Consider the following 24396-nt stretch of genomic DNA (forward strand, 5'->3'; position numbering starts at 1 on the left):
TCCTGCCAGATTTTTTCGTAGGATAGCAGTGCGACTGTTGAATGCCATTCTCGAGACGCGACGTTCCAAGACCATGCTGCCTAGAAAGTAGTGACCGCATCACCTGGCAGGAGCCATTCTGGCAGCAGACAAGCAGCCACATCAATTCGGACCGATCCTCTCCTCCCTCACCACGCGGGAAAGCTCGACATCGTTGGGGTTGGACGCGGCCGGCAAGCTCTCGCTGGTCGGCGACGAGGTCGGGACCGGCGAACCGGCCGGCTCTCTTGGCCCGTTTTCGCCCACGATGATGTTGACGAGGTCACCTGGCTGCAACGGGGTCATCCCGACGGACTCAATGCTGACCGGCCCGGCTGCCGATTGCCGCACGATTTGATAAGTTGCGCTGTTCGCGTCCTTAGCAAACTGGACGCGGGTCACCGGCAACGTGTACAGGACGCCTTCGCTGACGTTCAACTCGCGCACATTGGCCTCGATCTGGCTCTCCATGGTCTCGATCTCGACCTCCAGATCGTTCCTGAGGTCGGCCCGGGTCCGCAACACCTCAGACTCCAGCGAGGCGAGGCGCTGCTTGGCGCTCGCGTACTGGTTGAGGGCGTCCTGCCGACGCTGTTCCGCGTCGGACAACTCACTCTGGATCTGATCCATCACCGTCATGCTGAGAACTTGGCGGTCCACGAGCGTGCGCATGCTGTTGACGCGCTCCTGCCGCAGCTTGACGAGTTTGTCGAGCGACTCCATGCGCCCATAAGCGGCAACATCCTGCTTGGCCGCCTCCAGCGCACGAAGGTTTGCGCGCTCGCGATCCTTGCGGGCCGTGGCGACGGCCTTGCGCCGGTCGCTCTGCTCGTTGACGAGGTTGGCCGCTTCGCTCGCGCCGGCCAGTTCCAGCAACTGGCGCGGGATAGTGGGTGCCGTACCGTCGCGCTCGGCCTTCAGCACCGCCTCGCGCGCGAGCAACTTCAACAAGGCATCGATCGCCCCGCTCCGCTTCTGGGTCTCACGAACGGCTTCGATCTTCTGCCACGGCTCGCTCTCGGCTCGGTCCAGTCCGCCGGCCAGCGCGATCGCGTGCAGGATCGTCATGCCGGGCGCGTACTTGAACGAGCCTGGATTCTTGACCGGCCCCAGCACGTAAATGGGCGGGCGCTCCAGCGGCAGGATGTTGACCAGCCCCTTGCGGCCCAGCAGTTGATTGAAGATTTCCGCCAGGTCGGCCTGCACCTGTTGCGTCGACCGGTTGGCGACCGGAATGGAGCCAAGCAAGGGCATGGAAATTGTGCCGTCCTCTTGGACAAAATATTCGCCGCTCAGTTCCGGACGCTGCAGGATGCCGTGCAAGGCCGAGGACGCGCCCCCCCACTTGTCTTCCTCGACGTCGACGCGCTCGTAGAATGCGACCTTGAGGCGATCGCCGACGCCGAACAGGGCTCCGGTTGGCATGCCTGGCGCCGTGCTGAGGGTTTTGGGGCGCTCGGCACTGGTGGGGACGGCAGGGACGACGGGGCGCTCGACCAACGCCGCGGTCGATGCATCCTGTCCCGTGTTGAGGGTTTTGGGGGGCTCGGCACTAGTGGGAACCGCAGGGACGGCGCTTCGTTCGACCGGCGCCACCGCCGACGCGTCCGGTCCCGACACGATCGCGCGGGAGGGTTCGGCCGTGGCGTGGGCCGGTTGTCCTTGCCGGCTATCGATAGCAGCAGACATCTTCTGCACCATGGCTCCGGAGACATCCTGGACCCCCTGCACCACGGTTGCGGAGAAATCCTCGACCTTCTGCACCACGGTTCCTGAGACATCCTCGACCTTCTGCACCACGGCAGCGGAGGCGTCCTTGACCTTCTGCCCCACGGCTGCGGAGGCATCTTCGACCTTCTCCATTACGGCTCCGGAGGCATCCATCACAGTTCCGGAGACATCCTCGACCTTCTGCGCCACGGCTCCGGAGGCAGCCTCGACCTTCTGCGCCACGGCTCCGGAGGCAGCCTCGACCTTCTGCGCCACGGCTCTGGAAACAACCTCCATGGGCTCCCAGTTTCTGACCGCTCCCGCGCCCAGGACGGCGACCCCGAAGACCCCCAAGACAAGCAGGACGGCCTTCATTCCCCTGCGGCGGGCCGCCTGTGACGAGGGAGTGACGGGCTCGGAATTGTATTTTGCATCCATGGCCATGGCCCGTGGCTTTCACTTTCAATGGTGGCCAGCCCGTCCCGAACTGGCGAGCATCGGTCGACGAGGAAGGCTCTGCCTTATCGTGATCCTTCACCGCCAGCGGCACAACTATCCCTTTGTAGGCACTCCTTCCGGATAAACACCCCTCGGGCGAACTTGTCCAATGAGCAGATTGCTGCGCTGAAGGGGAACCTCTTTGATGGCAAACGGGACAAAGGCGATCGAACGCAACGAAGAGCCGGAGATAGTGGTCCGACGCAGCGTCTCGAACCGCCTGCGGCCCCAACATGCATTCGCAGAATGGCTGGGCCATCTCCAACTTCGTATCCAGGCCCTGGAGAACGAGCCGATCACGATCTCCGGCTCCTAGTCGCAAAGCCGATCATTCTGCTACGTCGATGACCTGATCGACGGCTTGACTCGCCTGATGAATGAAGAGGCGGCCTCGACGAAGCCGTCAATCTCGGCACCTATCGAGGTAGCAATAGCAGAACTGGCCCGCCCCATTTTCTCTCGCCGGATCTCACCAGGCTCGAATTCCGGTCCCTGCCACAGAACTCCCGGCAGCGCTGCCCCGATATCGGCCGCCTCAGGGGCCGCGCTAGGCAACTCCTCTATTGCCCTCCGCAGGTGCAACGCAAGGAGCGGCTCGGCAGAAAATCGCCTGTTTCGATGCCCGGAAGGTATCCGTGCAGTTGTGCGCGCTGCGCCTCATCGCCCTGGCCCACGCCCTGTCGCCCTGCCAGCTGTGGCACGTTGCTCCTCAAGCTGGTGAAGCTCGGGCGCTGGTCAGGATCAGCGCGCGCCGCGTCAAGATCGCCGTCTCCTCGGCTTGCGCCCTCATCCCAAAATGGCGGCTGCTCGCGGCGCGGCCCCCTGGGCCCGCGGTTCTCCCGCCTGACACGCCGCACCGCCCCAGACCGGCGGCACCACCCGCGCGCCACGGGAGACCAGGCCCGGCAACTCTCGTGGCCCGCGCATCCGGCGCCACGATGGTGCTGGCTGCCGCCCGGAGCGGCTGAAAGCCAGGGCTCGCACCCTCACTAAGGCCTCAGGCTTGAGAATCCGGGGTACCTCTCGACGAAGCTACCCTACGCCTAAAGAGGGTGTTCTTGTCTAGGGTTTTCCTGGCGTAAGGTAACACGGTCAAAAAAGAAACTATGCGAGGAGCGCCTTGCGAGACGTGCGTCCCTCAATCGCGTCAGGGGAGGCTACGATGACAACGAAATCCTTGATGACCACAAAGTCTTTTACAACAGTGCTTGTCAGCTCAAGCGAGTTACTCCGAGAGGGCCTTGTTCTAATTCTGGATGCAGCAAAGTTTCGCATTCTTTTCTCTGCGGCTTGTGTTCACGACCTTGTGCAGAAGCCGCTACCCAAGCACCGGTCCATCTTGCTCATCATGGATGTCGACGGTACTGACGCGGATGCTGGATTCGCACAAATTGCAGAATTTAAAGCGATTTATCCGACCAGCCATGTCGTTGCGCTAGCCGATCACTGTCGACCGAACGATATAGTTTCAGCCCTTCGTGCGGGGGCGGACGCGTATTTGACAAAAGTTGCCGCTCACGACACTTTCATCAAGGCTCTCGAATTGGTTATGCTAGGTCAGACGGTGCTACCTGCAGAAACTTCGACGTTTATTCAAGACATAAGACATCGTCTGAAACATGATGCGGTAAATAATTTTACAAATGTGGATGTTACAATGGAGGGCGCTGATCGAGAACCATCAATGTTGTCAACTCGGGAAGATTGTATTATACGTTGCTTGATCGGAGGAGAATCTAACAAAACAATCGCGCGCAAGATTAACATCGCCGAAGCGACGGTGAAGGTGCACGTGAAGGCCATCCTTCGAAAGATTCGGGTCGGCAACCGCACCCAGGCTGCAGTTTGGGCGATGAACCATGGTATGCTCACTTCCGCTCCTGGCAATGGCCCGTCAGGGACCGAAAAGACGGCAACTCAGCCTTCTCCCCATCCGCAAGAGCTACTTGAAGCACAAAAGGAGTACCACCTTGTCAAGAACACTCATCCGATGTGACCGCCTCCGCGTCTTGACATATCGTCCTTCGGGCTGGTGACCTGTACGCTGCATTATGCTGCCGCACGAAGAAGACCCCGGTCGAACGATGCGACCAGCTACCCAGCACAGTAGATGCCGATGCTGAAAACCGCAATTTTGAGATGGTCTCAGGTCCCCGCAACCACACCTTTCTACGATGCGCTTTCCAAAGCTGCGCCCTGATACGAGGTTCTGCGATCAAGAACGCGTAGGTTCAAATCACCCCCGGCGATGGTAGCGTAAGGAGGGTGCAGTAGAGACGGGATCGCAATGGGGGCGCTGCGGTGGACCCGCAACGGGACCGCGACCCGGCCTTTGTGATTGCCGTCGCGGATTTCGAAGACAGCTACTTCCCCGCCCACAGCCGATCGATAAAGCAGCGGCTGATCGATGCAAGATCACGGTTTCATCCCGACGTGGTGTTAATCCAGGCCAGGTTCGACGCCCATCAGGGCCAGCGGGAGGTCAACCAACTGACCTGGACGTCTTCCGTGATCATCTGGTGCTCGAATACGAGATCCCGAAATTGGGACTGCGACCTTTGCCACCCCAATGCCTACGTGCCGCTCACGGCCGACGTGCTGGAACGCAAGATGAGCCCCTCGACACGCACTTCGGATCGCTGCGCTCCAGGGACTGGTTCGACCGCCAGACACTCGGTGGGCTTGCGAGGTTGCGCGGGATGGAATGCCGGGCACCGGAGCATTTCGCCGGGGCTTTCACGCTCCGGAAGGGCAAAAATTCTTTAGCAGTTTGCACACATTCTCTCGCAAAAAACTTGCGGGGCGACCATCGAAAAATGGAGTGGGCCTTGAACCCATCGGGCGATCTGCTAAATATTCGTCTACGACGGTCCGGCAGAAAGACGTCTACAAGGAAAGATAGTACAGAACTAGCCATTCAAGCCGACCGTTTTACTATCCATTTTGAAGTTGAGGGATTCATCAAAGTGGGCAAGGCAAAAATTGCTCCTGGATTTTCATTCAAGAAAGCCCGGATCGGAACGGTCGAGGGCGGAGAATCCGGGGTTCTGGTGTGGAAATGGGACCAACTGGTCGCGGTCCTTACTCAGATCGACGAGGAAGCCTACTCCACGAAGGGCAAATGGTTCCTCGAGACAGGCTTCGGGCTGCTGAGCGGGCAGCACAAGAATTTCGATACGATCGAAGAAGCCATAAGATGGGTGGCCAGACACACTTTCCCTGACACTGCAGATGGATCGCCGGATTCAGCGGCAGAAAGTTAACCCGAATCGCGGTCAGCTTCCGAACTGGCGGAAATCGCGCATTTCCCTTTTCAAGCGGTCGTCCTCCAGGCCAGTTTCCTGTCGGCCGGAATCTTCTTGGCTTTGCGTGCCGCCCTGTGCAGGTCCCAGCGAAGCCCTTCGGCGACACCTAGAACCGTTTGTCAGACGGCCGTCACCTTATTGGTCCGCAACCGAAGTGAGGCGTGCTATCACCGGCAGTGCACCGTCGGCGGCCTATATCTTCTTCCTGACAGCCGCCTCGGCGCGGTGTAGCTGACGACGGGCGCGGCATGAGCACTCCACGCCTGAACATCCTGCAGGAACAGGGGACGGTATGTCTACGCCGGCCTTGCCGTGGGGTCGAGCGCAGAGAGCTTCTGCGGCCGCATGCTCGCCGGACCCGGGGAGCATCTGTATTGGACGCACTTGTTCCCGTCGGCGTCCCAGACATGGCACCCCAAACCGCGCTCGAGGAAGCTCGGCGCGAGGACGGGACACTGGTTCTCGCCTTTCGTGGACGTGTGGCTGCCTGCCCGGGATCAGTTCACGGCCGCCTTCCTGCAGGGGGACGGATTTGGGCAAACGAAGGCTTTGCTCAGACATGCGGACCCCTCCATTCCGGCAGCAAGGTCTACATGCTCGGCTGAGGATTTACGCCTTCCCTGTAGGGTCTCGGATAGCATCTATGGTGGAGGCCCGAGGCGGACACACTGCCGATACTGCGCCCCTTGGAACAGTTTTCCAGAGGACTGCAGAACAAGATCATCGCGACGAAGCCGGGGCTTCGGAGCACCCCGCCAAAATCCCCTACAGCATGCTATCAGGAAGCTCGGGGCAACGAATCCGCACCGGGGCCCCCTGTATCTCGGGCGACTTCCGGATACCATTCAATGCAACGGAGATCCCGCGACTGTCACTAAGACGGCCTGCGGGATTCACCCGAGGCGGGCCGTCACATTGCTTGGGAACGCTTCAGGAAGAGTTCCTTCTCGCGAAGAGATCGTTGACCTTGTAGGCGACTTCCGTGCGGTTGGTCGCCTTCAGCTTCTTCATGATGTTTCGGATGTGGACCTTCACGGTGCTTTCGCGCAGGTTCAGTTCGTAGGCGATGATCTTGTTCGCTTTTCCGCGCCGGAGCGCCTGGGCGACCTCGGCCTGCCTGAGCGTGAACATGCCTTTCAAAGGCTGCGTGTCGCGGCTGTCCGAACCTATCAGGTGGCGCATGCAAAGGACACTGCTCGCAGTGACGAAGATGCCTCCCGCTGCCGCAAGGTTTATAGCCTCGACACAGACATCAATTCCGACCGAGGTCGGAATGTAGCCGCGCGCGCCGCATTCGAGAGCGTTCAGTATGTGTGCAAGATCTTCGGTGTCGGCCAGGATAACCACAGGGACTGATTTGAATTCGGACGAAATATGCCTAATCTCGTCTGCGATGCCATGATCGGTGACCTTCCGGCCGCCAAGGTTCAAGAGTATGGCTGCAAGGGGTGGGACCGAGCCCTTCTTCACGCGCCATTCATCGATTGAACCCATGGCCGCGATTTCCATGCCGAGCTCGTGGTCCGCGAGGGCAAGTGCGAGACACTCGCGGTCTAGGGCCCTTCCGTCCAGGACGAGGAGGCTTCCCCTGCCTGCTTGGCCGTGGACGCTTTCCGTTCCGCTGGACAGGACTCCTGACCGATTGGCCGAAGTGTAATTATGCCGTCCTGCTGCGGAACCCATGTCAATCCCCAATCTTTTCGCACACAAGCCGCGTTGCGGCTGCCAAAACTCCCCTCATTCTCTCGCAATCTGAAAGTTTGAATACCCAGCCCTGTCTTTGAATGCGCTCGTGTGTGAATACCCAGCCCCTGTGAAAGCGTGAGGTTCACCCAGCTCGGGCGCCTTCAGCAGTTCTTCGCCCCCTAGCGAGAACAGCTTGTGCAGCCTATCGTCTATTTATAAGCGTTCTCTAACATAAGTTAATTTTTGGGAAATTTCACGTCGACGGTCTCGCTTGAGAGGACACGTGTTGAGACCGCGTCACCCGCCCTGAAGGTCCCGCGAGTTCGATCGTGACGCGCGCGGGACCGGCGAGATTCAATTCTTTGGCCATGTGCCACCGGTGAAACGATATCCGACCCCTCAAGGAATGCCAAGGAAGGGGATACCTCTAGGAGGTTGATTAACCGGGTTGGCGAAGATGCCATTCTCAGGAATGGGACCGCTTAGCCAAGCCCAATCCCAGCAGCCATTCGAGGAGGATCGGTAGTTCCTCGCGATTGTAGAGAATTCCTGAAGGTGGATATTGGCATCCGGGGCCCAGCGTTTTAGGTCCGAGAACATTTGGCTGTATCTGCCGTAACGTATGAGCAGCTTGCACGTATTGCGGCAGCACGTTCTCCTCATGTGATAGGCCATTTTGCCGTCGGTCATGATAGCCGGGCCTTTGCGGCTGCCCTCGTCAAGATAGACTGCGGCCCCGCCAGGTAAGCCGCGCACTAACCGGCCGGAAAACTCGTGTGGAACTGCTCGAGCGACGGCGCACTGTCGTCTTCCAGCAGAAATTTTGCTGACGGCCCATGCACTGGTGCCCCGCACCGCGCCGCAGGGGGCAACGCGAAAGCCCCGCTAGGGACGATTGAACCCGAGCTAGAGGGGAATAACCTTTACCTGAGGTACTCGCTGTCGAATCCGGCTGTTTTGACCAGCTTCTTGCGGTTGATCACCTCTACACGGCCTGCCTTGAAAGCGACGAGATCGGCCTTGCGGAGTTCCCTCAACGTCCGATTGAGGTGAACGGTGGTCATTCCCAGGATGTCGGCCAATTCGTGCTGGGTAAGGGGACACTCATATCTTCCATGGGCCGACAGGCCAACGATCGAGAGCCGCTCCTCCAACTCGAGCAGGAAATGGGCGGTGCGACTCATCGCGTTTCGCCGCCCGGCATTCATGAGGTGTTCGGCAAGGATGGCGTTCAGGCGGGCCAGGGAGCAGGCGATAGTCTTGCCAAGGCGGCCTTCCGACAAGATGGCCTCTACTAGTTTCTTGCTGGAAATTTCATATGCAGCTAGTTCGGTTATGGACGCCAGGGACGCTAGACGGGGTCCGTCTACGGAACGGAACCCGACAATGTCCCCCGGCAGAGGAGTGTCGATGATCTGCCGTTCTCCGTCCAGTAGTCCGCGGTAAAGTAGGGCCCAACCCGATTTTACGATGAATATCCCATCGTTGTTGTCATCCTGGCGGCATATCACCGAATGGGGTTTGTAAATTCTTGGGGTAACACCGAGAAAATCGTTGTTACCCCAATCGTCCTTCGAGAATGTCCCCCCTAGGGGATGCGAGTGTATGAACTGCAACAGTGTTTGCATGTTGCTTCAATTTCCGCACAACCTACACTAATTGCTCCCGCACGAGTTTGACAGAAGGACCACCGACGGTAGAGGCAGGATTGCCTACTGTCCTCGTCTGTTTGAATGAGGTAGACTCCCTTGAGATCAAGGGATTGCAAGCATCATCAGGCAGTTAAGTCTTCCGGCTTCGGCGAGACGATCCACGCCGAGGCCCGCAGAAGTGTGGTAAGATCATTGCTCAGCAGCAGCTGGCCTGCGACCGGCTTCCTAGCTCTCGCCGGACCAAGTCAAATGTCGGATCATCGGGATAAGTCGGCACAGTGAATCCCATGTCGCGTCGATCCCAATAGCAGCCAGATTTTCGTCTTGAGGCCCAGTCCTCCGGCACATCTTGCTAAGTGGGCGAGCGGATCTCGCGGCGCTGAAGCGCAGATTGCTGACCAGCAGTCGGACCATCGGCGCGACCGGAAATGGTTATCGCTGCTCCGGTGCGGCTCCGGGAGCGGCGGGAGCGGAGCCGGCGGAGGCGGGGAAGGCGGCTGGGGAGGTTGATCGGGTCAGGTTTTGAGGGCCAAAGAAGGATCGCACGACCCTAGCGTTCCGTGGCTTTTGATCGATTCAGGAGGACGCCGAAGTATGATGTGTCAGAGCCGCAACTTTGGCAACGAACTCTCGCGAAGGTCGCTAGACGCGTGCCCTCGCAGTGTCTTTTGGACCGCATCACTATAGTTACGAGCGCAACACCAGTTGGGCATGAAGGGTTGATCACGGATCGCTTCGTCAATCCCGACTACGCCGGCGAATGGACATCAACGTGTCAATCGGCTCGGAACATTGACTCCACATTGGACTGGGCGTGAGCCGCATGTGATTTCACCCATGTCAATGATGATGTCGCTGATAAGTCGCAGGTCAGACTCTGTGTGAGACGTGACGGCAACGACCTTGTGAGGGCCTAAATGTCGGGACAACTCCACCATTTCCACCACCTCTCGGGTCTTTCCAGAAGTGGAGAATGCAAAAAGGCAATCTTCAGGGCCAATTATACCCAAGTCGCCATGTGCTGCCTCGCCCGGATGCACAAAGGCCGCAGGTGTACCATGCCCGTGATGTTCACTTTCCCCGGCAGGCTTCTACGGTTTTGATGGCGGCATCAAAGGCCGAGTTTAGCTCCACGGCTTCAATAGCTGCCGCTTCAGCCCGCAAAATTTGCTGTGCCCGTTCTTCGATTTGTCATTTTCCATTTCCGATGACACTCACGACGACAACCTGCCTTCCGTTCGGAGTCTGCAACGGGTGGTTTCTTTCGCATTCACCAAGGGCGAAGAAACGCGGAAGGCTGGCATCTGATCGACGGTCGGAAAGCGCGGTCGCGCCAGTTGTTGCACCTCATTAGACCGTTTCGAGCCGGCTGAACCGAACCGGGATCAGTTTCCGAGTCTTCAGTTGCCCTGCCGAATCCTTGTCGATGACCGTCAGCAACTGCACATCTTCAGGTCCCACAGGCAGAACCAGCCGTCCCCCCGGCTTGAGCTGCTCAAGCAAGGCCGGCGGCGCGCGCCCAGCTGCGACGGTGACCAGGATCTTGTCGTATGGGGCGTGCTCAGGCCAGCCGCGCGACCCGTCTCCGACACGAATGCCGACATTGGATAAGCCGAGGCCCTGCAGCAGAGCCTCGGCATGGCTTGCGAATTCCTCGATGATTTCCACGCTCCAAACTTGCCAGGCGAGTTCCGCGAGGATTGCGGTTTGATAGCCCAGGCCAGTGCCGATCTCGAGCACCGCCTCGTGCGGTTGGGGAGCGAGGAGATCGGTCATGAGAGCGACGATGAACGGCTGCGAGACGGTTTTATCGAAGCCGATCGGCAGCGGCATGTCCTGGTAGGCATAAGGTGCAACCGAGGCTGGCACGAAGAGATGCCGCGGCACTCGCCGCATCGCTGCAATCACCCGCTCATCGAGCGCGGCCTTGCCGAGTTCTTCGCTTGCAAGGTCGGTATGGATTGCAATCATCTCGACCATGTGCCTGCGTAGGACCGCGAGGTGCTCTTCGTTCATTGGCTTCATGACGGTGGGGCTTTCCTCAACCAGCTTGCTGCCAGTGAGCATTATATCCTGTTCGCCACGGTAACGCCCGCCATCGTTTCCATTACGGGTGCCCAGGGCAAGCGTGAGTGACCGTCTTTGCAGGCTATCGCCGGCGGCGACCCTGGAGATTCTGGGCGCTATATCGCCATAGTGGCCAGCACCGGCCGGGAGAGCGAGGCGCCGGAGCCGTGCTCCTGGTGGACGAGGCCGCAGCCAGCCGCCTTGACCTCGTCGACTTGGCGTCGGTCGCCCGATCCTCGGTCGAGACGCGCGCATCCCAATGAGGCCGCAGCTGGGGGCACTCGCGATTGTGCGCGCATTCGGTCGTTTTTGACAGGGCTTTTTTTGGGGTGTTTATACACATAAGGAATGTGCCAGAAAACGAACGTATGAATGCGTCTGGTGAGGCCTCAAGACGTCCCATCAGCCGACCGAGGCTCGTAGTCCGTCGCACAATTCCATATCTGGTGCACAAGAAATGTGTTTCTGAATATGGCAAGGGAGACAGGGTTGACCCAAGCGTTGAAAGTTCCAGTTCAGAACGAACCATTGTTGCTGTCCTATATGGGTCGGGCTGGGAAGATCGCTATCGCCCAGGTTGCGGATGGATTCGGTATGTCCAAAGGTCAGCTTGCCGAAACGGCGGGTCTTGCACGGGAAACCCGCTATAGGGTTGAGCGTAGCCGTGCTGCAAAGACGTAAGGTCGCCTTCGTGAAATGCTTGAGATTATCAGCAGGGTGATCGACTGGGCTGGAGGCAAGGAGCAGGCGATGGCCTGGTACCGGGCCCAGCCGATCCCGGCATTCGGCGGGCGGACGGCGGAAGCTCTGGTTAAGGACAGGCAAGGCCAGCGCGGTTCGCGACTACCTGGATCATGTCGCCGTTGGTGGCTTTGCTTGAGGTTTGCCGGAATTTGCTACCGCACCCGTGATCCGCGTTGGTCGTTCCAGCCGATCTCAGGCGACGGAGCGGCTATTCGGGGTGCCAGATTCAACCCGAAAGGTGTGCCTACGCTTTATCTGGCGCTCGACATCATGACGGCCGTGAAGGAGGCCAATCAGGGTTTTGCACATCGCATTGATCCCTGCGTGCTTTGCTCATACGAGATCGATTGCGATGACATTGTCGATCTGAGGACGGCGCAAGGCCAGGCCGACGCCGGGAGAAGGTCAGCGGCGAAGGATCTGCGGACGTCCCGTTCGCGGCTAACGGCTCAGGCAACTCCCGATACTTGAATCCATCGCGCGGAGGTAATACCATAATTCCAGGTGTCCTTACCGAGGCTGCAATGACAACGACCGTAACCGCAAAAGGTCAAGTGACCATTCCCAAGCCCGTGCGCGATCTCTTGGGGATCGCACCGGGCAGCCAAGTGGATTTTCGCCGCGCCGCCGACGGCAGCGTGGTGTTGGTTCGTGCGGACGAAAAACGGCCGGCGAGCCGCTTTGCCAAGCTGCGCGGTCATGCCGGCAAGGGGCTGAGCACCGAGGCTATCATGACCTTGACGCGCGGCGAAGCGTGACGCTGGTCGACACCAACGTTCTGCTTGACCTCGTCACCGACAATCAGGACTGGGCAGAGTGGTCGATCGAACAGTTGGAGGCCGCCTCGCTGCGCGGACCGTTGCTGATCAACGACGTCGTCTATGCAGAGCTCTCGGTCCGCTACAGCCGGATCGAGGATCTCGACGCCTTTCTTGACGCGGCCGGCCTCGAGATCGTGACGATGCCGCGGCCGGCGCTATTCTTGGCCGGAAAGGTGTTCACCCAGTATCGCAAATCGGGCGGATCGCGCACCGGGGTGCTGCCGGATTTCTTCATCGGCGCCCACGCGGCGGTCGGTAAGCTGCCGCTGCTCACCCGCGACGTCGGCCGTTATCAAACCTATTTTCCATCGCTGATGTTGATCACGCCAGCCTCCTGAGCGCGCCCGGCGAGGCCTCGAACCGCGCCGGCAGGAGAGGGGGCGTTTTAGAGCCCGGACGCTTTGGTCAGGTCGACTCGGAAGCGATCGCGGCGGCGTTGGTATTTGCGGGCGTCGGTTTTATTTCCCGATTTCAATTGAAGTCGTAAGCTGAAATGCGGAACCGCCGTTTACACCTTACGGCTTCAAGCGCGAGGAGGGGACCGTCAGAGCCTTTGGTGAGGTCGACGCGGAACCGATCGCGCGCGGCAGCTGGTAAGGGCGAGACGTGCCGGAGTCATGCTCCGAAGTCAGTTCGCAGCCTGCCGAATGCTGCTCGATCCCGCGCGCTTCTGTAGCTCGTCCGTCTACGCGCGCCTGACCGCTCAGGCGTCACTGTGGTCGACGGAAGGACGATTGTGAGCCTCGCGAGCCATTTTGCAGTGCCCGAGTCTCGCAGCTTGTGCCCATCCACGAATTGACTATTTTGCATGGCTATGAGCGAGCATCTGGTCTTGGTTCTGACGACAGTTAACGCGCCCTACAGCGAACAGCTCGACGGGGTGGCGCCGGCTCATTGTCTTTCGGATCTAGATCTGGCGAAGCAGTATCCTGGGCAGGTCAGTGCCTTCCGTGGAGAAGTGCCGTCGAGCAGCAGATGGAGTTCGCCGCCGCGCACCAGATAGCGGTCGATTATCTGAAGGCTTTCGCGGCCTTCTCTGCCTGGTCCGGCGCGACCTATCAACTCGCTGCTTGATGATCGAGGTCCATAGCCGTCGTCCGTCCGAATGGCGGCGGCTTTTCGCCATTGCTGCCGATCTGATCGACCAGCTCCGGAAGAAGGCCGGAGGTTTTGAATTCGAATGGTCGTTTGGCGGCGGCACGGCGATGATGATCCAGATCAACCATCGCGAAAGCCACGACGTCGATATCTTCCTCGACGCTTACGCCAGATCAGTTTGTGAAAAGTCATTGCCCTTGTAAAGCAGGGCAAGCCGGTGAGCCTTCGCGCAAGCATAGGCAAAACAATCGCCGAAATTGAGATCGGCTTTGTGCCCGACTGCTTTGCCGTATTTCATGCTGGCTTCGATAGCCCGGTCGCCGATGTCGCCGGATATCATGATTTCTTTGCCGGCGATCTCGATCAAAAAGGCGTCGACGGTATCACGGGCTTGCGCCAGCATGTCGGCCGTGGGCTTGGCGTTCTTTTTGATGGCTTCGGCCGATGCTCGCGCGAGACCCTGGACTGCCTCGAACCGGACGAGCGGGGAGATATACAGCGGCTTGGTCGCGGCCGCGAGCCGCTTTTCCAGTTCTTCCGCGCCAGGTTCCTCGTTCAGGATGGCAACGATCACCGAGGCATCGACGAACATCAGTCGTCGCCCCACATTTCGTCGGTGAATTTCTTCATATCGAAATCAGGGTTGGCCGGCCCGATCCGCCGCGCCATTTCCTTGACTTTGGCAAGTCTCTCGCGCAGCGGGACGCTGCCGCGGTTGCGCTCGATCTCATGGCGCAAGGCGGTTCTGACGGCCTCGGTCTTGCTGCGCGCGTTGGTAATGTGCTGCAGCTCGACGGCCATGGCGTCGACGTCGGGATCGCGAATGAAGAGCGGCATCTGTATATCCTCCGAGTGATATATGTATATCATACCGGAGATATACTCGCCAGCGAATTCGCGAGCGGCGGTTTTGATAAGGAGGGGAGGGAGGAATGCAGCTCGCGAAAATCCGTCGGGAGGGTCGGTTCTGGTGCTCAGTCGGGCGGATTGCCAGGACGCCTGACGCAGCCGAACCTTCTTTCGATCTCGTCCGGCCGGTCAGCATGAGCTTTTTGCTGCAGCTTGATATGCAGCTTCGATATCACGATCGTGTGCCGAAACATCCCAGACAGCGTGCTGCGGGGAAGGGGCCATTTATGAAAACCTGGATGGTCGATTTTGGGGTCGTACCAAAGGAGTTAGCATTCGCACAAATGCCAAGCCCGCTGCCCCGGGAAGGTGCAATGGTCCTGCGATGGCTTCAGCCGATCGTCACGGCCACGTCGATCGAGCTCCTCGCTAGACTGAGACTAGGTGTTCTGAGCGCGGAGATGGCGACCAGCAGCAGCGGTCCTCCGCAAAATCGACCTCGGCCGTTCAAGGAGGGCGGAGCGAAACGACTATTCTTGCACTGCACCCGGCTGACGGCATCACCGTCAACCGAATATCTTTGCGCTCGGACGACTCCGGTCTGTGGAGCAGCACTCGGCGCGGCCGGTCTGCTTGGGAAGATAGAGTCACGCATCCGTCTGACACTGAAGATGCTCCGGTGAGATGGCCTCGTCGGCCGCCTGAACCGCAACTACGATGCTGACGGTGACGCGGTGCGACACGCCAGGTGCAGGGCTCGGAAAAGCGGCGGCCTCAATGTTCCCGCGAATTTGCTCTGCCACAGCTTCCTTGTCCAACCCGGGCAGGACTACGAGGATCGCCATAGAGCGCCACATGATCGCGATCGCGCCTCACATTGTTTCGGATAGTGCCGGCGGTCTCGACCAGACAGCGATCGCCGCTCCAGACCGCGGCGCGTGCCCTCGACTTATGGCCGAACCGTGCTTCTCGCGTGTGCGTCGGAACCCGAGGCAGGACAAGTGGGCTTTCCGAATTTTTCAGTAGCAGCACGGCAAATCTCAGTTGCGCACAGCGGGTCGAAGGTCAACCACCGCAATTCACCTCGGCGATGGATCGACAGCCGCGACGTCCTCGATGACGAAGAAGCGGTTCGATTATGAGGTGCTCTTTCCTCCCGGCTCAAAGATCGTTGTCACCGGTGGGCTCGACTTTGACGATTACCGGCTGATTTGGGCCAAGCTCGACCAGGTCCATGAAAAGCACTCCGGCTGATTAACTGCCAAGCGGCAAAACTGACGCTCCGCACTGGCCTCTCATGCGCTTCAACGGTCACGTTTCAGATCAGCGACCAACCTTCTTCTATCCCGTCGATTTCTGATTTGCTCTGTTTGGAGCTCTTGGCCCCGAATGACCCATTTGGCGGCATTTTCAACCACAACGAAGACCCTGCGCGCGCCAATGGGAAGGTCTTCCGAGCCGTAGTGGCCTACGATCTCAATCGACTGGTATCGAGCGTTCGAGGCGGACGCCAAGAAGAACCTGCGGCATAAGCGGATCAGGACGCCCATGCTTTATCTGCGCGGCGACGCGGACGGCCGCGGAATCGAGGACTATGTTGCTGGGATCGAGGCAATTGGTGCCGAGGCCTTGACAGGTAAGGTCATCAGCGGAGCTGGCGAGGTCATGCCCCTCGAAAGACCGGAGGCATTCGTGCAGGTCGTGCGCGACTTTGCGAAGAGCGCTGTGTCGGCTAGGGCCAAGGCAGCGTAGCGTTGTACTACCCGACGAGCCACAGCGATGTCGTCACCGCGAGGGTTCACTCATGGCGCATAGAAGGGCCGAGGTTCGCTTGTGGCGAAGCTGACGATCCGTGGTTCCCATTATCATCATTATTCATGGTCTTTTTCCGAGAGCAGCCGATATCACGCCGCTCGGTTTCCGGCGGCCAATCGTCACCCGTCGCAACTGGCTCAGGTGCTTTTCAGCGTGCCGTTCATCCCTTCCGGATAGAAGCCGCCCTTGCTCACTCCGGCCCTGTCGGTGAGATAGACGATCCGGAGCACCTGTTGCGGTGTTCTGGTGAAAGCGATTGCGTCTGGCGTTGAAGGAACGATGTTGGCTTTGCCGTCCACCTGGATCCCCTGGTCCTTATCATCCGATCCGTCGATTTTGTCTCGGGCATCGGAGACAGCGTTAGCGGCCTTCCAGGCTTCCTCTCCCTTCCGGTATAGCGTAGATCGCGCCATTCCCATGTGATAGGCCTCGACCGCCAGGATGCCTGCGGCGGCGGCGAGGAAGTCTTTGTTTTTCAGAACTGTCGCCGCACCCGCATAGGCGGTGACGCCGACATCCTCGAACAGCATGCCGCCGAGAACGAAGTTCGTTTCGTTACCGAAGGGGTCGAAGTCCCGCCCGAGGCCAGCTGCCTCCGTAACCGCCTTGAACCCCGCATCGAAATCTATGGCCGGCCTGTCGACGGCGTTCTTTGCAAGCGTCTTGCGGTAGAATCGGACGTGTGCGAGCTCGTTTTCAGCAACTTCCTGCATGAATTGGCCGATGGCGGGTGTTTCGAAGGACACTTTCTTTCCGCCGACGACATCGCCCGGTTTCGAGCCGGCATCGGCGTCGTCGATACCCTTTCCGGTGGTGCCGCGGAGGTAGTATTCAGCCTCCATATATTCGAGATTGAGCGCAAAACGGAAAATGTCCTCGTCCGATATGTCCTGTGCCAATACCGGAGAAGGCCGCGCGATTCCACCGAGTGCCGCTCCGGCACCGAGTACGACAAGTCCCTGAAGCGACTGACGCCGGGATAGGTGAAGTGCGCCCTGCATAGCGGTCTCCTATGTTTGTTGATTCAACACCGCTGTCAGCACCGCGGCGCCGAATGCATTTGCCGACGATTAGATGGTCCGGGGCGCCAAAATATTCCCGTGTCCCGCCACAAAAGCCCCGCGAAAGGAGCCGGCGTAATCTCGGCGTGGACTGCGTCTACGTGCGCTCGGTCGCCACGTTCAACTGATGAGTATTCTTTCGAACCAGGCTGATTGCGAGCCGATCTAAGACTGATTGCGCGAGGCGGTCACAACGGGCGCCAGCGAAGAGAAACGTATCCGTGAACACGGTGGCGAGCTTGTCACGCAGCGCCTCGCGAAGCAGCCGGCGTGCGCGATAAAGGCGGGTGCTCACTGTCTGAGGTCGCAATGCCAAAAGAAAAGCCGTTTCCTCAATGCTCATTTCCTCGACGTCCCGCATGACAAAAACGATCCGAAAGGGCTCTGGCAAGCCACCGACGGCTCGCTCCAGGAGGCTGCGGATTTCAGCGAGAGCGGCCGCCTCTTCGGGATCAGGCTTGTGGGCGCTGAAGGGAGCGACCATGCCTTCGATGACTTTCACGTCGACAGTGGGCCGCCTTTTCCGGCGGCGTCCCAGCGCCTCGTTCAGCGCGATCCGGGTGAGCCAGGTCGACAGCCGCGCCTCCGCGCGGAATTCGGCCAGATGGGTGAAGGCGTGGATATAGGTCTCCTGAAGTACGTCCTCCGCCTCAGTGTCGTCATTCAGGACGGCGCGGGCGACCCGGTGAAGCCGCTGATTGTGACGCTTGATGATTAACCAGAATGCGGCGGGGTCACGCTGTCGCGCGTGTTCAACCAGCCCCGCGTCGTCAAGGTCTTCGATCCTCACTGCCTCGTTGGATCCGGTCGGCTTCATCATAGGCGCTCCAGATGCATCAGCTTACTGTGAGATAAGCGTTTTCCGGGTTTCGGTCTGCAGCCCGGTGGAGACTTGGGACTCTAGCGAACCAGAGGTCTGCTCACCACCCAACCGCGACTTAGAACGCTCCACGGCAGTAGGGTGGAGCCGAACCCTTCGGCCGGCTATCGCTTGACGACGGTCGGCCCCGGCCTGACGACGAAGAACTTGGCGCAACGTTTGAAGGCGGACGTTGGCACCCCTTCCGGGCGGACCCATCGGCTACCCGGAAGGGCAGCTCAAGAATCCTGACAGGGCGCTGTATCAGGCCGAGGCAAGGGGCCGAGGCATATGGAAACCCTTTTGACCCGACTGGACAGCGATCGCAGCTCGACGCGGGTAACAACGCTCCGCGATTTAATCCGGCTCGCGCGTGGGCGGTTCTGGTATACAAGTGGGGTGCCTAACGGAGGTTCAATGGTTGAAGAAGGCGACAACCGCCGCGAACGGAGACAGCGCGTCCTGAAGGGTGCCGCGATCATTAACGGCATCAACAACTCCGAAATCAGCTGCACCATTCGAAACCAGAACGTCGGCGGAGCCGAACTCAAGGTGCCGGTCGAAGCCCTGGTGCCGGAGCATTTCCTTCTCTACGTGCCCACCGATGGCGTTGCCTATCGGTCTGTGTTGCGCTGGCGCAGGAACGACCGTGTCGGTGTGCAGTTCACCGAAACAGTGCCCAAACCGCGCCTTCACTATGGCTGAAGTTCTCGTCGCACCAGCCGAGCACCACCGGCAGCAACAGTTGGCACTGACCTTCAACACAGCAAAGGAAGCCGCCGCACGGCTATGGGCAAAGGCTCAACTCACACGAGCCGTCGATTGTCTCGTCGACCTTCAGGTTCTGACCGCTCAGCGCGGCATCGCGCCAAAATGTCGCCGCATCACGTTGATCAGGAAACGGACGATGATTGGAACCGAACTCGCCAGCGCGGGCTCGCGACGGTAGACGACCGAGAGGCTCTGCCGCCCCAGGATTTCCCGGTCAACCGCCGCAACCCCGGCCCGCTATCCGATGATGCGGGGCAGCACCGCGAGGCCGAGCCCCGCCACGGCCGCCGCGGCCATGTCGGCCATCTCGCGATTGACCAGCACAATGCTGGCGCCCGCCCCGTGCTCGGCAATCCATTTCGCGCCGGGCGTGCCGGAAAGCCTTGCATCGAAGTAGATCGACAATTAGGTCGACGTCGTCAGTTGCCCTGACATCCTCGAGCGTGACGGCATCGGTGGTGAAAAGAGCGGTCGTACATCCGCCGACGAGTACAAGGGCGCTCGCGCAGGTCGTCGCGTCCGCCAACAGCCGATCAGTTGGCAGGCCGCGGGCGCGGTCCCGGGCCGGGCTCGTAAACACCAATAAGACCTTCGACGTTGTTGCATTGATAGGCAATGCCAGCGCAAGCGACATTCGTACATAAGAGATGGCTTAACTAAGAGTTCCCTCAACCACGCCCGGTTCGAGCAAGGATCGGGTAAACCGGCTCGGGACCCTACTCCTTCGGCCAGCTCTGTTCCGGAACCTATTCAGCGGCACCAAAGTTGGGGTGGAGGTCAGGAGTGTGCGATGAGTTCCAAAACTGGGGATGGTCGGCTCTCTTTCATTGAGTTTCAGTCGCCCACGCTGGTCGAGAATGCGCCCGAGGGCGGCGAATGGCTTCATGAGATCAAGTACGATGGCTACCGCACCGAACTGATCATTGAGGGCGGCAAAGCGCGAGCCTTCACGCGCCGTGGCTACGACTGGTCGCACCGATACCGACGAATTGTTCAAGCGGCGGCGGATTTGCCGGTGAAAGCGGCGATCATCGACGGTGAGGCTGTCGTTCTCGGCGACACTGGCCTGCCGGATTACCAAGCGTTGGAACGGGAGTTGGGCAGCCCAGACTCGGCGAGGCTCATCTTCTATGCATTCGATCTGCTGCACCTCAACGGGCGCGATCTGCGGCAGCAGCCGCTGGTGAAGCGCAAGGCAGCCCTTGAGAAGTTGCTGAAGAACTCAGCGCCGACATTGACCTATGCAGAACATTTGGAAGTGGGCGGCACGGACGTGTTTGAACATGCCTGCCGTATGGGGTTGGAGGGCATCGTCTCCAAGCGCACCGATGCCACCTACCGCTCAGGGGTCCAGACCAGTTGGCTCAAGGTGAAGTGCATCAAGAGCGACACTTTCCCCATCGTGGCATTTGTCGAGAAGCTGGGCGCTCACCCGCGCCGCATCGCATCCCTCTACATCGGTCGCCGCGAGGGCGACCGACTGCTCTATGCCGGGAAGGCTCGCAGCGGCTACACCTTGAGCGCTGCGCACCTGGTCCGAGAGCGGCTCGACCCGCTGATCATCAGCAAGTCGCCTCTGTCAGAGCCCATCGTGAAGCCGAAGGCGACGTGGGTCAGGCCAGAGGTGCTGGCCGAGGTACAGTTCAGCGGCGTCACTGATCGCGGCGTGTTGCGCGAGGCAGTATTCAAGGGTCTGCGAGAAGACCTCGTGGCGATCCCGGCCAAGCCTCCGGCGCCATCAAAGCGACGTGGGCCAGCCCAGGAACATGGCATTCTCAGCGAGAACATCCTGCAACTGCTGCCCGACGCGGTCTCGCCCTCCAAGGAAGAGCTTGCGCGCTATTGGCAGAGGGTTGCCGATCACGCACTCGTCCATCTCGGCCACCGACCGCTGAAGCTGGTCCGCCATGCTCTCGGGGCAACCTTCTACCACAAAGGCGCGCTGCCGACGATCCCAGCAACAGTGCATCAGTTGCGCGTTCAAAAGCGCGAGGGTGGCGAAGGTTTGCGCGTGTGGGTGGACGACCTTGCCGGCTTGCTGGGGCTGGTCGAGATGGATGCGGTAGAGCTGCATCCTTGGAATGCCACCGTTGACGACATCGAGCATGCCGACCGCATCGTTCTGGACCTTGATCCGGGCGAGGAGGTCGGGTGGGATGAAGTCATCGAGACCGCGCTGGCACTTCGCGACACCATGGAAGCGGAAGGTCTGGAGAGCTGGCCGAAGGTGACGGGCGGCAAGGGCATTCACCTGATGGCCCCACTTGAGACGAAGATCACGCATGACAATGCCCGGCTCCTTGCCCGATCGTTCGCCAAGCGCCTCGCTGAAGCTCATCCTGATCGCTATCTGCTCTCCGCCGCGCCGGCAGCCCGAAAGGGCCGCATCTTCATCGACTACCTTCGCAATGGGCGCGGCAACACGGCTGTCGGCGCCTTCTCCCCACGAGCGCGACCCGGCTTCCCAATCGCCCGTCCCGTGACCTGGAGCCAGGTTGAGGCAGCCATCCGTCCAGATGCGTTCACCATTGACCGTCCGTTTAGGGCGGCCGCCAGAAAGGCAGCGTGAGCATCAAGGACAGGGGACGAACTTCCCATAAGGCATCTGTTAGCAGTGGGCGAAGACGCCCGCCGAACAATGGATGACTCAATTCGTTGCCGACAGGTCGATCTGTATCCAGGCGGGCACATGATCACTCGGCTTGTCCCAGCCTCGCAAGTCAGCGTCCACGCCCGCGTCACGTAACCTGTTCGAAAGTGATGGGCTGACGAGGAGATGATCCATCCGCAGGCCGGAGCTCCGATCATAGCCGCCCCGGTAGGAGAAGTTCCAGTACGTGTAGATGCCCTTCTCCGGATGAATGCAGCGGACGGCATCAATCCAGCCATTGTCTAGCATTTCGGCGTAGGCCTCCCTGCTCTCCGGAAAGTAGACTGCGTCGCCCGTCCAACGTCTCGGCACCACGGCATCGATCGGCGTTGGCACGACGTTGTAGTCGCCGCACAGAACGCTTGTGATCCCCTCCTTGAGCAATAGCTGGCCGTAGCTGATCAGACGGTCGAACCAGCGGAGCTTATAGTCGAATTTCGGGCCGGGCGCTGGATTGCCGTTGGGCAGGTAGATGCACCCCACGACGATCCCATCCACCTCTGCCTCGATATACCGGCTGTGAGTATCGTCAGGGTCACCCGGCAGGCCGCGTCGACGCTCCAGGGGCTCCTTTCCCCGTGCGAGTATAGCTACGCCGTTGTAGGACTTTTGCCCGTGCCAGATCGCGCCATAACCGGCGTTCCTGACGGCTTCCGCGGGAAATTTCTCATCCGAAGTCTTCAATTCCTGAAGGCACACGATGTCATAGTCGGTCTGACCCAGCCACTTGATGAGCAAGGGCAGGCGACCGTTCACGCCGTTGACGTTAAAGGTTGCGATACGGGTCATCCGAAGTTCTCAACAACTCTTGGCGATTTGAGCATGGAACGCTCAGATGTTGATGCTTGCATCATGCCGGCAAAGGGAGGCCTTGTCAGTCGTCTTTATAGAATGGCGGTCGAGCGGTTTCAGCAAGCTTTTCCGCGTGCCAGATGGAGCGATGAGCGCAGGAGCTGGTCGTCGGGAGCGTGGTAGGCGAAATCGCGAGCGGTAGATGCGGCGCTCACATCGGGCGTTAGGGCGGCCGCAACGCACGGACTCTTCGGACGGGTGGAGCTTGGGCAGGTCTACTGCGGACTGAGGGCGACCGCCTTGGGTCCAGTGGGTTTAAGTAATGCTTGAAGGAATCCGATATGGCCGAGCCACAGCTCTCAATTCGTAGCGGCAAGGCGGGCGATCTTGCGAAGGGTGGCACGGCTCGACCTTGTGGACCACATCGGCCGTGGGTCTTGTCCGACCGGACCCGCTGCTTGTGCTGGACGGCATCCTTGCCCAGCCCGGCAGTTCGGCCGACTTCGTCGCTCGTCGTGCGAAAGGCGTCGGCAATCGTGCGCGGAGCGAAGAAGCCATTGTCGGAGTACTGGACCAGTGCCATTCTCACTGCCTAATCGCAAAATGCCTCATAACCTGACGAGATATAGCGCCAAACGGGAGGTCTTTGAGAGAACAAGCTGATAATGGGGAATCATAAGCCGTGACCATGCGGTGTTTAGCTGGTCTATTCACCGCAGAAATTGCGGCAAATGATCTTGCATATACGACGATTGAGGCCCATATTCGACGCAAAGAGTGCGGAGAATGGCGACCTATATCTACGAGCTTGAAAACTGGCCGCAGTTCAAGTGGCGCAGTCAGGACCTTGCCGATCAACTGGCGACGGTGCGCCATCGGCAGGGCCGGCTGCTGGGGCGGATGGAGGCGCTAGGCTTCGAATTGCGGGCCGAGGCGGTGCTTCAGACCCTAACGGAGGACGTTCTCAAATCCAGCGAAATAGAGGGTGAAATTCTCGACAAGGAACAGGTGCGGTCTTCCATCGCCCGCCGACTGGGCATGGATATTGGCGCACTGGCGCCGGTCGACCGCGATGTCGAGGGCGTGGTCGAGATGATGCTCGACGCAACTCAGAACTATCAGGCGCTACTTACGGATGAGCGGTTGTTCGCCTGGCATGCGGCCCTGTTTCCGACGGGTCGCAGCGGCATGACGAAGATTATCGTCGGTGCGTGGCGGCATGAAGCCTCTGGTCCGATGCAGGTCGTCTCAGGTCCCATCGGTCGGGAGAAAGTCCACTATGAAGCTCCAGCAGCGGCCCGGCTTGAGCTTGAAATGGCCGCGTTCATCGACTGGTTCAACGGTTACGCGCCGCTTGATCCCGTTCTGAAGGCGGGGGTCGCCCATCTATGGTTCGTCACCATCCATCCCTTCGAGGATGGCAACGGCCGTATCGCCCGCGCGATCGCCGACATGATGTTGGCGCGATCGGAGGGCAGCGCTCAGCGGTTCTATAGCATGTCCGCGCAAATCCGGGCGAAGCGGAAGGACTACTACGCCATCCTCGAACGGACGCAGAAGGGCAATCTCGACATCACCCCTTGGCTGCAATGGTTTCTAAGCTGTCTCGACCGCGCCTTCAGCGGGGCCGAGGAGATTTTGGCCAATGTGCTGCGAAAGGCCCGTTTTTGGGAGGAGATGGTCCAACGACCTCTAAGCGAACGCCAGCGCAAAGTCGTCAATCGGCTCCTGGACGGCTTCGAAGGCAAGCTCACCTCCTCGAAATGGGCAGTGCTGACCAAGACCTCACCTGACACGGCCTTGCGGGATATCAATGATCTCCTGGCGCAAGGGATACTCGTGAGAGATGAAGCCGGCGGGCGAAGCACGAGCTATTCGCTGGCAGGTTTGGATGACGGGCCGGACCACGCGCCTCGGCGACATCGTTGAAGCAGGAGCGCGAGCCGACAGCGCGCGCCCCAGAGCAAGGTTGGCCCGCTCGATTGGTTCGGAAAATGCGT

General features: G+C 59.8%; 21 protein-coding genes and 4 pseudogenes. 13 read left to right on the plus strand and 12 right to left on the minus strand.

Annotated elements, in window-relative coordinates; genetic code table 11:
* Positions 1-141 precede the first annotated feature (141 nt).
* Positions 142-2172, minus strand: a complete 2031-nt coding sequence (locus NKH16_RS15285; protein ID WP_352900212.1) for a polysaccharide biosynthesis/export family protein — start codon at positions 2170-2172, stop codon at positions 142-144.
* 199 nt (positions 2173-2371) lie between these two features.
* On the opposite strand from NKH16_RS15285, the gene NKH16_RS15290 reads away from it, so the two are divergent.
* The 4 genes from NKH16_RS15290 to NKH16_RS15305 all read left to right on the plus strand — a co-directional run bounded on the left by NKH16_RS15290 (position 2372) and on the right by NKH16_RS15305 (position 5489).
* Positions 2372-2542: a hypothetical protein gene (locus NKH16_RS15290; protein WP_352900215.1), complete on the plus strand. Its 171-nt coding sequence runs from the start codon at positions 2372-2374 to the stop codon at positions 2540-2542.
* A gap of 846 nt (positions 2543-3388) precedes the next feature.
* Positions 3389-4222 (plus strand): LuxR C-terminal-related transcriptional regulator, encoded by an 834-nt coding sequence (locus NKH16_RS15295; RefSeq protein ID WP_352900217.1) that lies wholly within the window; start codon positions 3389-3391, stop codon positions 4220-4222.
* A gap of 305 nt (positions 4223-4527) precedes the next feature.
* The gene (locus tag NKH16_RS15300) at positions 4528-4992 is read left to right on the plus strand and encodes a PIG-L deacetylase family protein (RefSeq protein ID WP_352900219.1); all 465 of its coding nucleotides are present in this window, start codon (positions 4528-4530) and stop codon (positions 4990-4992) included.
* A 62-nt stretch (positions 4993-5054) separates the two neighbouring features.
* Positions 5055-5489 carry a hypothetical protein gene (locus NKH16_RS15305; protein WP_352900221.1) on the plus strand — a complete coding sequence of 145 codons (435 nt, stop codon included), beginning with the start codon at positions 5055-5057 and terminating at the stop codon, positions 5487-5489.
* Positions 5490-6461: 972 nt separating this feature from the next.
* Here the strand turns inward: NKH16_RS15305 and NKH16_RS15310 are convergent.
* The 4 genes and pseudogenes from NKH16_RS15310 to NKH16_RS15325 form a co-directional block, all read right to left on the minus strand.
* Complete coding sequence (locus NKH16_RS15310) at positions 6462-7214, minus strand: LuxR C-terminal-related transcriptional regulator (RefSeq protein ID WP_352900224.1); 753 nt, start codon at positions 7212-7214, stop codon at positions 6462-6464.
* 926 nt (positions 7215-8140) lie between these two features.
* Positions 8141-8845 (minus strand): Crp/Fnr family transcriptional regulator, encoded by a 705-nt coding sequence (locus NKH16_RS15315; RefSeq protein WP_352900227.1) that lies wholly within the window; start codon positions 8843-8845, stop codon positions 8141-8143.
* Between the two features lie 791 nt (positions 8846-9636).
* Positions 9637-9915: pseudogene (locus NKH16_RS15320) on the minus strand (SIS domain-containing protein); the annotation flags it as partial.
* 304 nt (positions 9916-10219) lie between these two features.
* A complete protein-coding gene (locus NKH16_RS15325) occupies positions 10220-10894 on the minus strand; it encodes a protein-L-isoaspartate(D-aspartate) O-methyltransferase (protein WP_352900386.1) in 675 nt (224 codons plus the stop codon).
* A gap of 513 nt (positions 10895-11407) precedes the next feature.
* Here NKH16_RS15325 and NKH16_RS15330 point away from each other — a divergent pair.
* The 4 genes and pseudogenes from NKH16_RS15330 (at position 11408) to NKH16_RS15345 (ending at position 12839) form a co-directional block, all read left to right on the plus strand.
* Positions 11408-11816 (plus strand): annotated as a pseudogene (locus NKH16_RS15330) (antitoxin Xre/MbcA/ParS toxin-binding domain-containing protein).
* A pseudogene (locus tag NKH16_RS15335) lies at positions 11813-12079 on the plus strand (RES family NAD+ phosphorylase); the annotation flags it as partial. The pseudogenes NKH16_RS15330 and NKH16_RS15335, both read left to right, overlap by 4 nt.
* A 125-nt stretch (positions 12080-12204) precedes the next feature.
* Positions 12205-12438 (plus strand): AbrB/MazE/SpoVT family DNA-binding domain-containing protein, encoded by a 234-nt coding sequence (locus tag NKH16_RS15340; RefSeq protein WP_352455481.1) that lies wholly within the window; start codon positions 12205-12207, stop codon positions 12436-12438.
* Positions 12435-12839, plus strand: a complete 405-nt coding sequence (locus NKH16_RS15345; RefSeq protein ID WP_352900231.1) for a type II toxin-antitoxin system VapC family toxin — start codon at positions 12435-12437, stop codon at positions 12837-12839. Before NKH16_RS15340 ends, NKH16_RS15345 begins: the two co-directional genes overlap by 4 nt.
* Before the next feature lie 720 nt (positions 12840-13559).
* Here the strand turns inward: NKH16_RS15345 and NKH16_RS15350 are convergent.
* From NKH16_RS15350 to NKH16_RS15360, 3 genes are read right to left on the minus strand one after another with little or no spacing between them, the layout of a single operon-like run.
* Positions 13560-13739, minus strand: coding sequence for a hypothetical protein (locus NKH16_RS15350; RefSeq protein WP_352570973.1), 180 nt, complete (start codon positions 13737-13739; stop codon positions 13560-13562).
* A gap of 23 nt (positions 13740-13762) precedes the next feature.
* Positions 13763-14191 (minus strand): type II toxin-antitoxin system VapC family toxin, encoded by a 429-nt coding sequence (locus NKH16_RS15355; protein ID WP_352451707.1) that lies wholly within the window; start codon positions 14189-14191, stop codon positions 13763-13765.
* Entirely contained in the window at positions 14191-14436 is a 246-nt protein-coding gene (locus NKH16_RS15360; protein WP_352699631.1) for a type II toxin-antitoxin system VapB family antitoxin, read from the minus strand. The genes NKH16_RS15355 and NKH16_RS15360 overlap by 1 nt, the downstream gene beginning before the upstream one ends.
* Positions 14437-15500: 1064 nt before the next feature.
* Here NKH16_RS15360 and NKH16_RS15370 point away from each other — a divergent pair.
* Positions 15501-15693: pseudogene (locus NKH16_RS15370) on the plus strand (SLOG family protein); the annotation flags it as partial.
* 303 nt (positions 15694-15996) lie between these two features.
* Positions 15997-16200: a hypothetical protein gene (locus NKH16_RS15375; RefSeq protein ID WP_352821864.1), complete on the plus strand. Its 204-nt coding sequence runs from the start codon at positions 15997-15999 to the stop codon at positions 16198-16200.
* A gap of 200 nt (positions 16201-16400) precedes the next feature.
* Here NKH16_RS15375 and NKH16_RS15380 read toward each other — a convergent pair whose 3' ends face one another.
* A complete protein-coding gene (locus NKH16_RS15380; protein ID WP_502906221.1) occupies positions 16401-17264 on the minus strand; it encodes a ferritin-like domain-containing protein in 864 nt (287 codons plus the stop codon).
* A 157-nt stretch (positions 17265-17421) separates the two neighbouring features.
* Positions 17422-18144 carry an RNA polymerase sigma factor gene (locus tag NKH16_RS15385; protein ID WP_352746529.1) on the minus strand — a complete coding sequence of 241 codons (723 nt, stop codon included), beginning with the start codon at positions 18142-18144 and terminating at the stop codon, positions 17422-17424.
* Positions 18145-18600: 456 nt separating this feature from the next.
* On the opposite strand from NKH16_RS15385, the gene NKH16_RS15390 reads away from it, so the two are divergent.
* Positions 18601-18888, plus strand: a complete 288-nt coding sequence (locus NKH16_RS15390; RefSeq protein ID WP_352592868.1) for a PilZ domain-containing protein — start codon at positions 18601-18603, stop codon at positions 18886-18888.
* Positions 18889-19191: 303 nt separating this feature from the next.
* Here NKH16_RS15390 and NKH16_RS15395 read toward each other — a convergent pair whose 3' ends face one another.
* The gene (locus tag NKH16_RS15395) at positions 19192-19359 is read right to left on the minus strand and encodes a hypothetical protein (RefSeq protein ID WP_352746681.1); all 168 of its coding nucleotides are present in this window, start codon (positions 19357-19359) and stop codon (positions 19192-19194) included.
* Positions 19360-19744: 385 nt separating this feature from the next.
* On the opposite strand from NKH16_RS15395, the gene ligD reads away from it, so the two are divergent.
* Positions 19745-21523 carry a DNA ligase D gene (ligD, locus tag NKH16_RS15400; RefSeq protein WP_352900236.1) on the plus strand — a complete coding sequence of 593 codons (1779 nt, stop codon included), beginning with the start codon at positions 19745-19747 and terminating at the stop codon, positions 21521-21523.
* A gap of 78 nt (positions 21524-21601) precedes the next feature.
* On the opposite strand, the gene xth is transcribed toward ligD, so the two are convergent.
* Complete coding sequence (xth, locus tag NKH16_RS15405) at positions 21602-22393, minus strand: exodeoxyribonuclease III (protein WP_352746536.1); 792 nt, start codon at positions 22391-22393, stop codon at positions 21602-21604.
* Between the two features lie 789 nt (positions 22394-23182).
* Between xth and NKH16_RS15410 the strand changes: the two genes are divergently transcribed.
* Positions 23183-24325: a Fic family protein gene (locus tag NKH16_RS15410; protein ID WP_352900238.1), complete on the plus strand. Its 1143-nt coding sequence runs from the start codon at positions 23183-23185 to the stop codon at positions 24323-24325.
* Positions 24326-24396: the final 71 nt, after the last annotated feature.

Source organism: Mesorhizobium sp. M1307 (assembly GCF_040318155.1).
GTDB lineage: Bacteria > Pseudomonadota > Alphaproteobacteria > Rhizobiales > Rhizobiaceae > Mesorhizobium.

What these genes read in the sequence shown, in the direction of transcription:
- ligD (WP_352900236.1), top strand. Translation starts at nt 19,745, where the DNA reads ATGAGTTCCAAAACTGGGGATGGTCGGCTCTCTTTCATTGAGTTTCAG.
- NKH16_RS15325 (WP_352900386.1), bottom strand. Translation starts at nt 10,894, where the DNA reads ATGAAGCCAATGAACGAAGAGCACCTCGCGGTCCTACGCAGGCACATG.
- NKH16_RS15310 (WP_352900224.1), bottom strand. Translation starts at nt 7,214, where the DNA reads ATGGGTTCCGCAGCAGGACGGCATAATTACACTTCGGCCAATCGGTCA.
- NKH16_RS15290 (WP_352900215.1), top strand. Translation starts at nt 2,372, where the DNA reads ATGGCAAACGGGACAAAGGCGATCGAACGCAACGAAGAGCCGGAGATA.
- NKH16_RS15355 (WP_352451707.1), bottom strand. Translation starts at nt 14,191, where the DNA reads ATGTTCGTCGATGCCTCGGTGATCGTTGCCATCCTGAACGAGGAACCT.
- NKH16_RS15315 (WP_352900227.1), bottom strand. Translation starts at nt 8,845, where the DNA reads ATGCAAACACTGTTGCAGTTCATACACTCGCATCCCCTAGGGGGGACA.
- NKH16_RS15380 (WP_502906221.1), bottom strand. Translation starts at nt 17,264, where the DNA reads ATGCAGGGCGCACTTCACCTATCCCGGCGTCAGTCGCTTCAGGGACTT.
- NKH16_RS15410 (WP_352900238.1), top strand. Translation starts at nt 23,183, where the DNA reads ATGGCGACCTATATCTACGAGCTTGAAAACTGGCCGCAGTTCAAGTGG.
- NKH16_RS15340 (WP_352455481.1), top strand. Translation starts at nt 12,205, where the DNA reads ATGACAACGACCGTAACCGCAAAAGGTCAAGTGACCATTCCCAAGCCC.
- NKH16_RS15375 (WP_352821864.1), top strand. Translation starts at nt 15,997, where the DNA reads ATGCTTTATCTGCGCGGCGACGCGGACGGCCGCGGAATCGAGGACTAT.
- NKH16_RS15360 (WP_352699631.1), bottom strand. Translation starts at nt 14,436, where the DNA reads ATGCCGCTCTTCATTCGCGATCCCGACGTCGACGCCATGGCCGTCGAG.
- NKH16_RS15285 (WP_352900212.1), bottom strand. Translation starts at nt 2,172, where the DNA reads ATGGCCATGGATGCAAAATACAATTCCGAGCCCGTCACTCCCTCGTCA.
- xth (WP_352746536.1), bottom strand. Translation starts at nt 22,393, where the DNA reads ATGACCCGTATCGCAACCTTTAACGTCAACGGCGTGAACGGTCGCCTG.
- NKH16_RS15390 (WP_352592868.1), top strand. Translation starts at nt 18,601, where the DNA reads ATGGTTGAAGAAGGCGACAACCGCCGCGAACGGAGACAGCGCGTCCTG.
- NKH16_RS15385 (WP_352746529.1), bottom strand. Translation starts at nt 18,144, where the DNA reads ATGATGAAGCCGACCGGATCCAACGAGGCAGTGAGGATCGAAGACCTT.
- NKH16_RS15295 (WP_352900217.1), top strand. Translation starts at nt 3,389, where the DNA reads ATGACAACGAAATCCTTGATGACCACAAAGTCTTTTACAACAGTGCTT.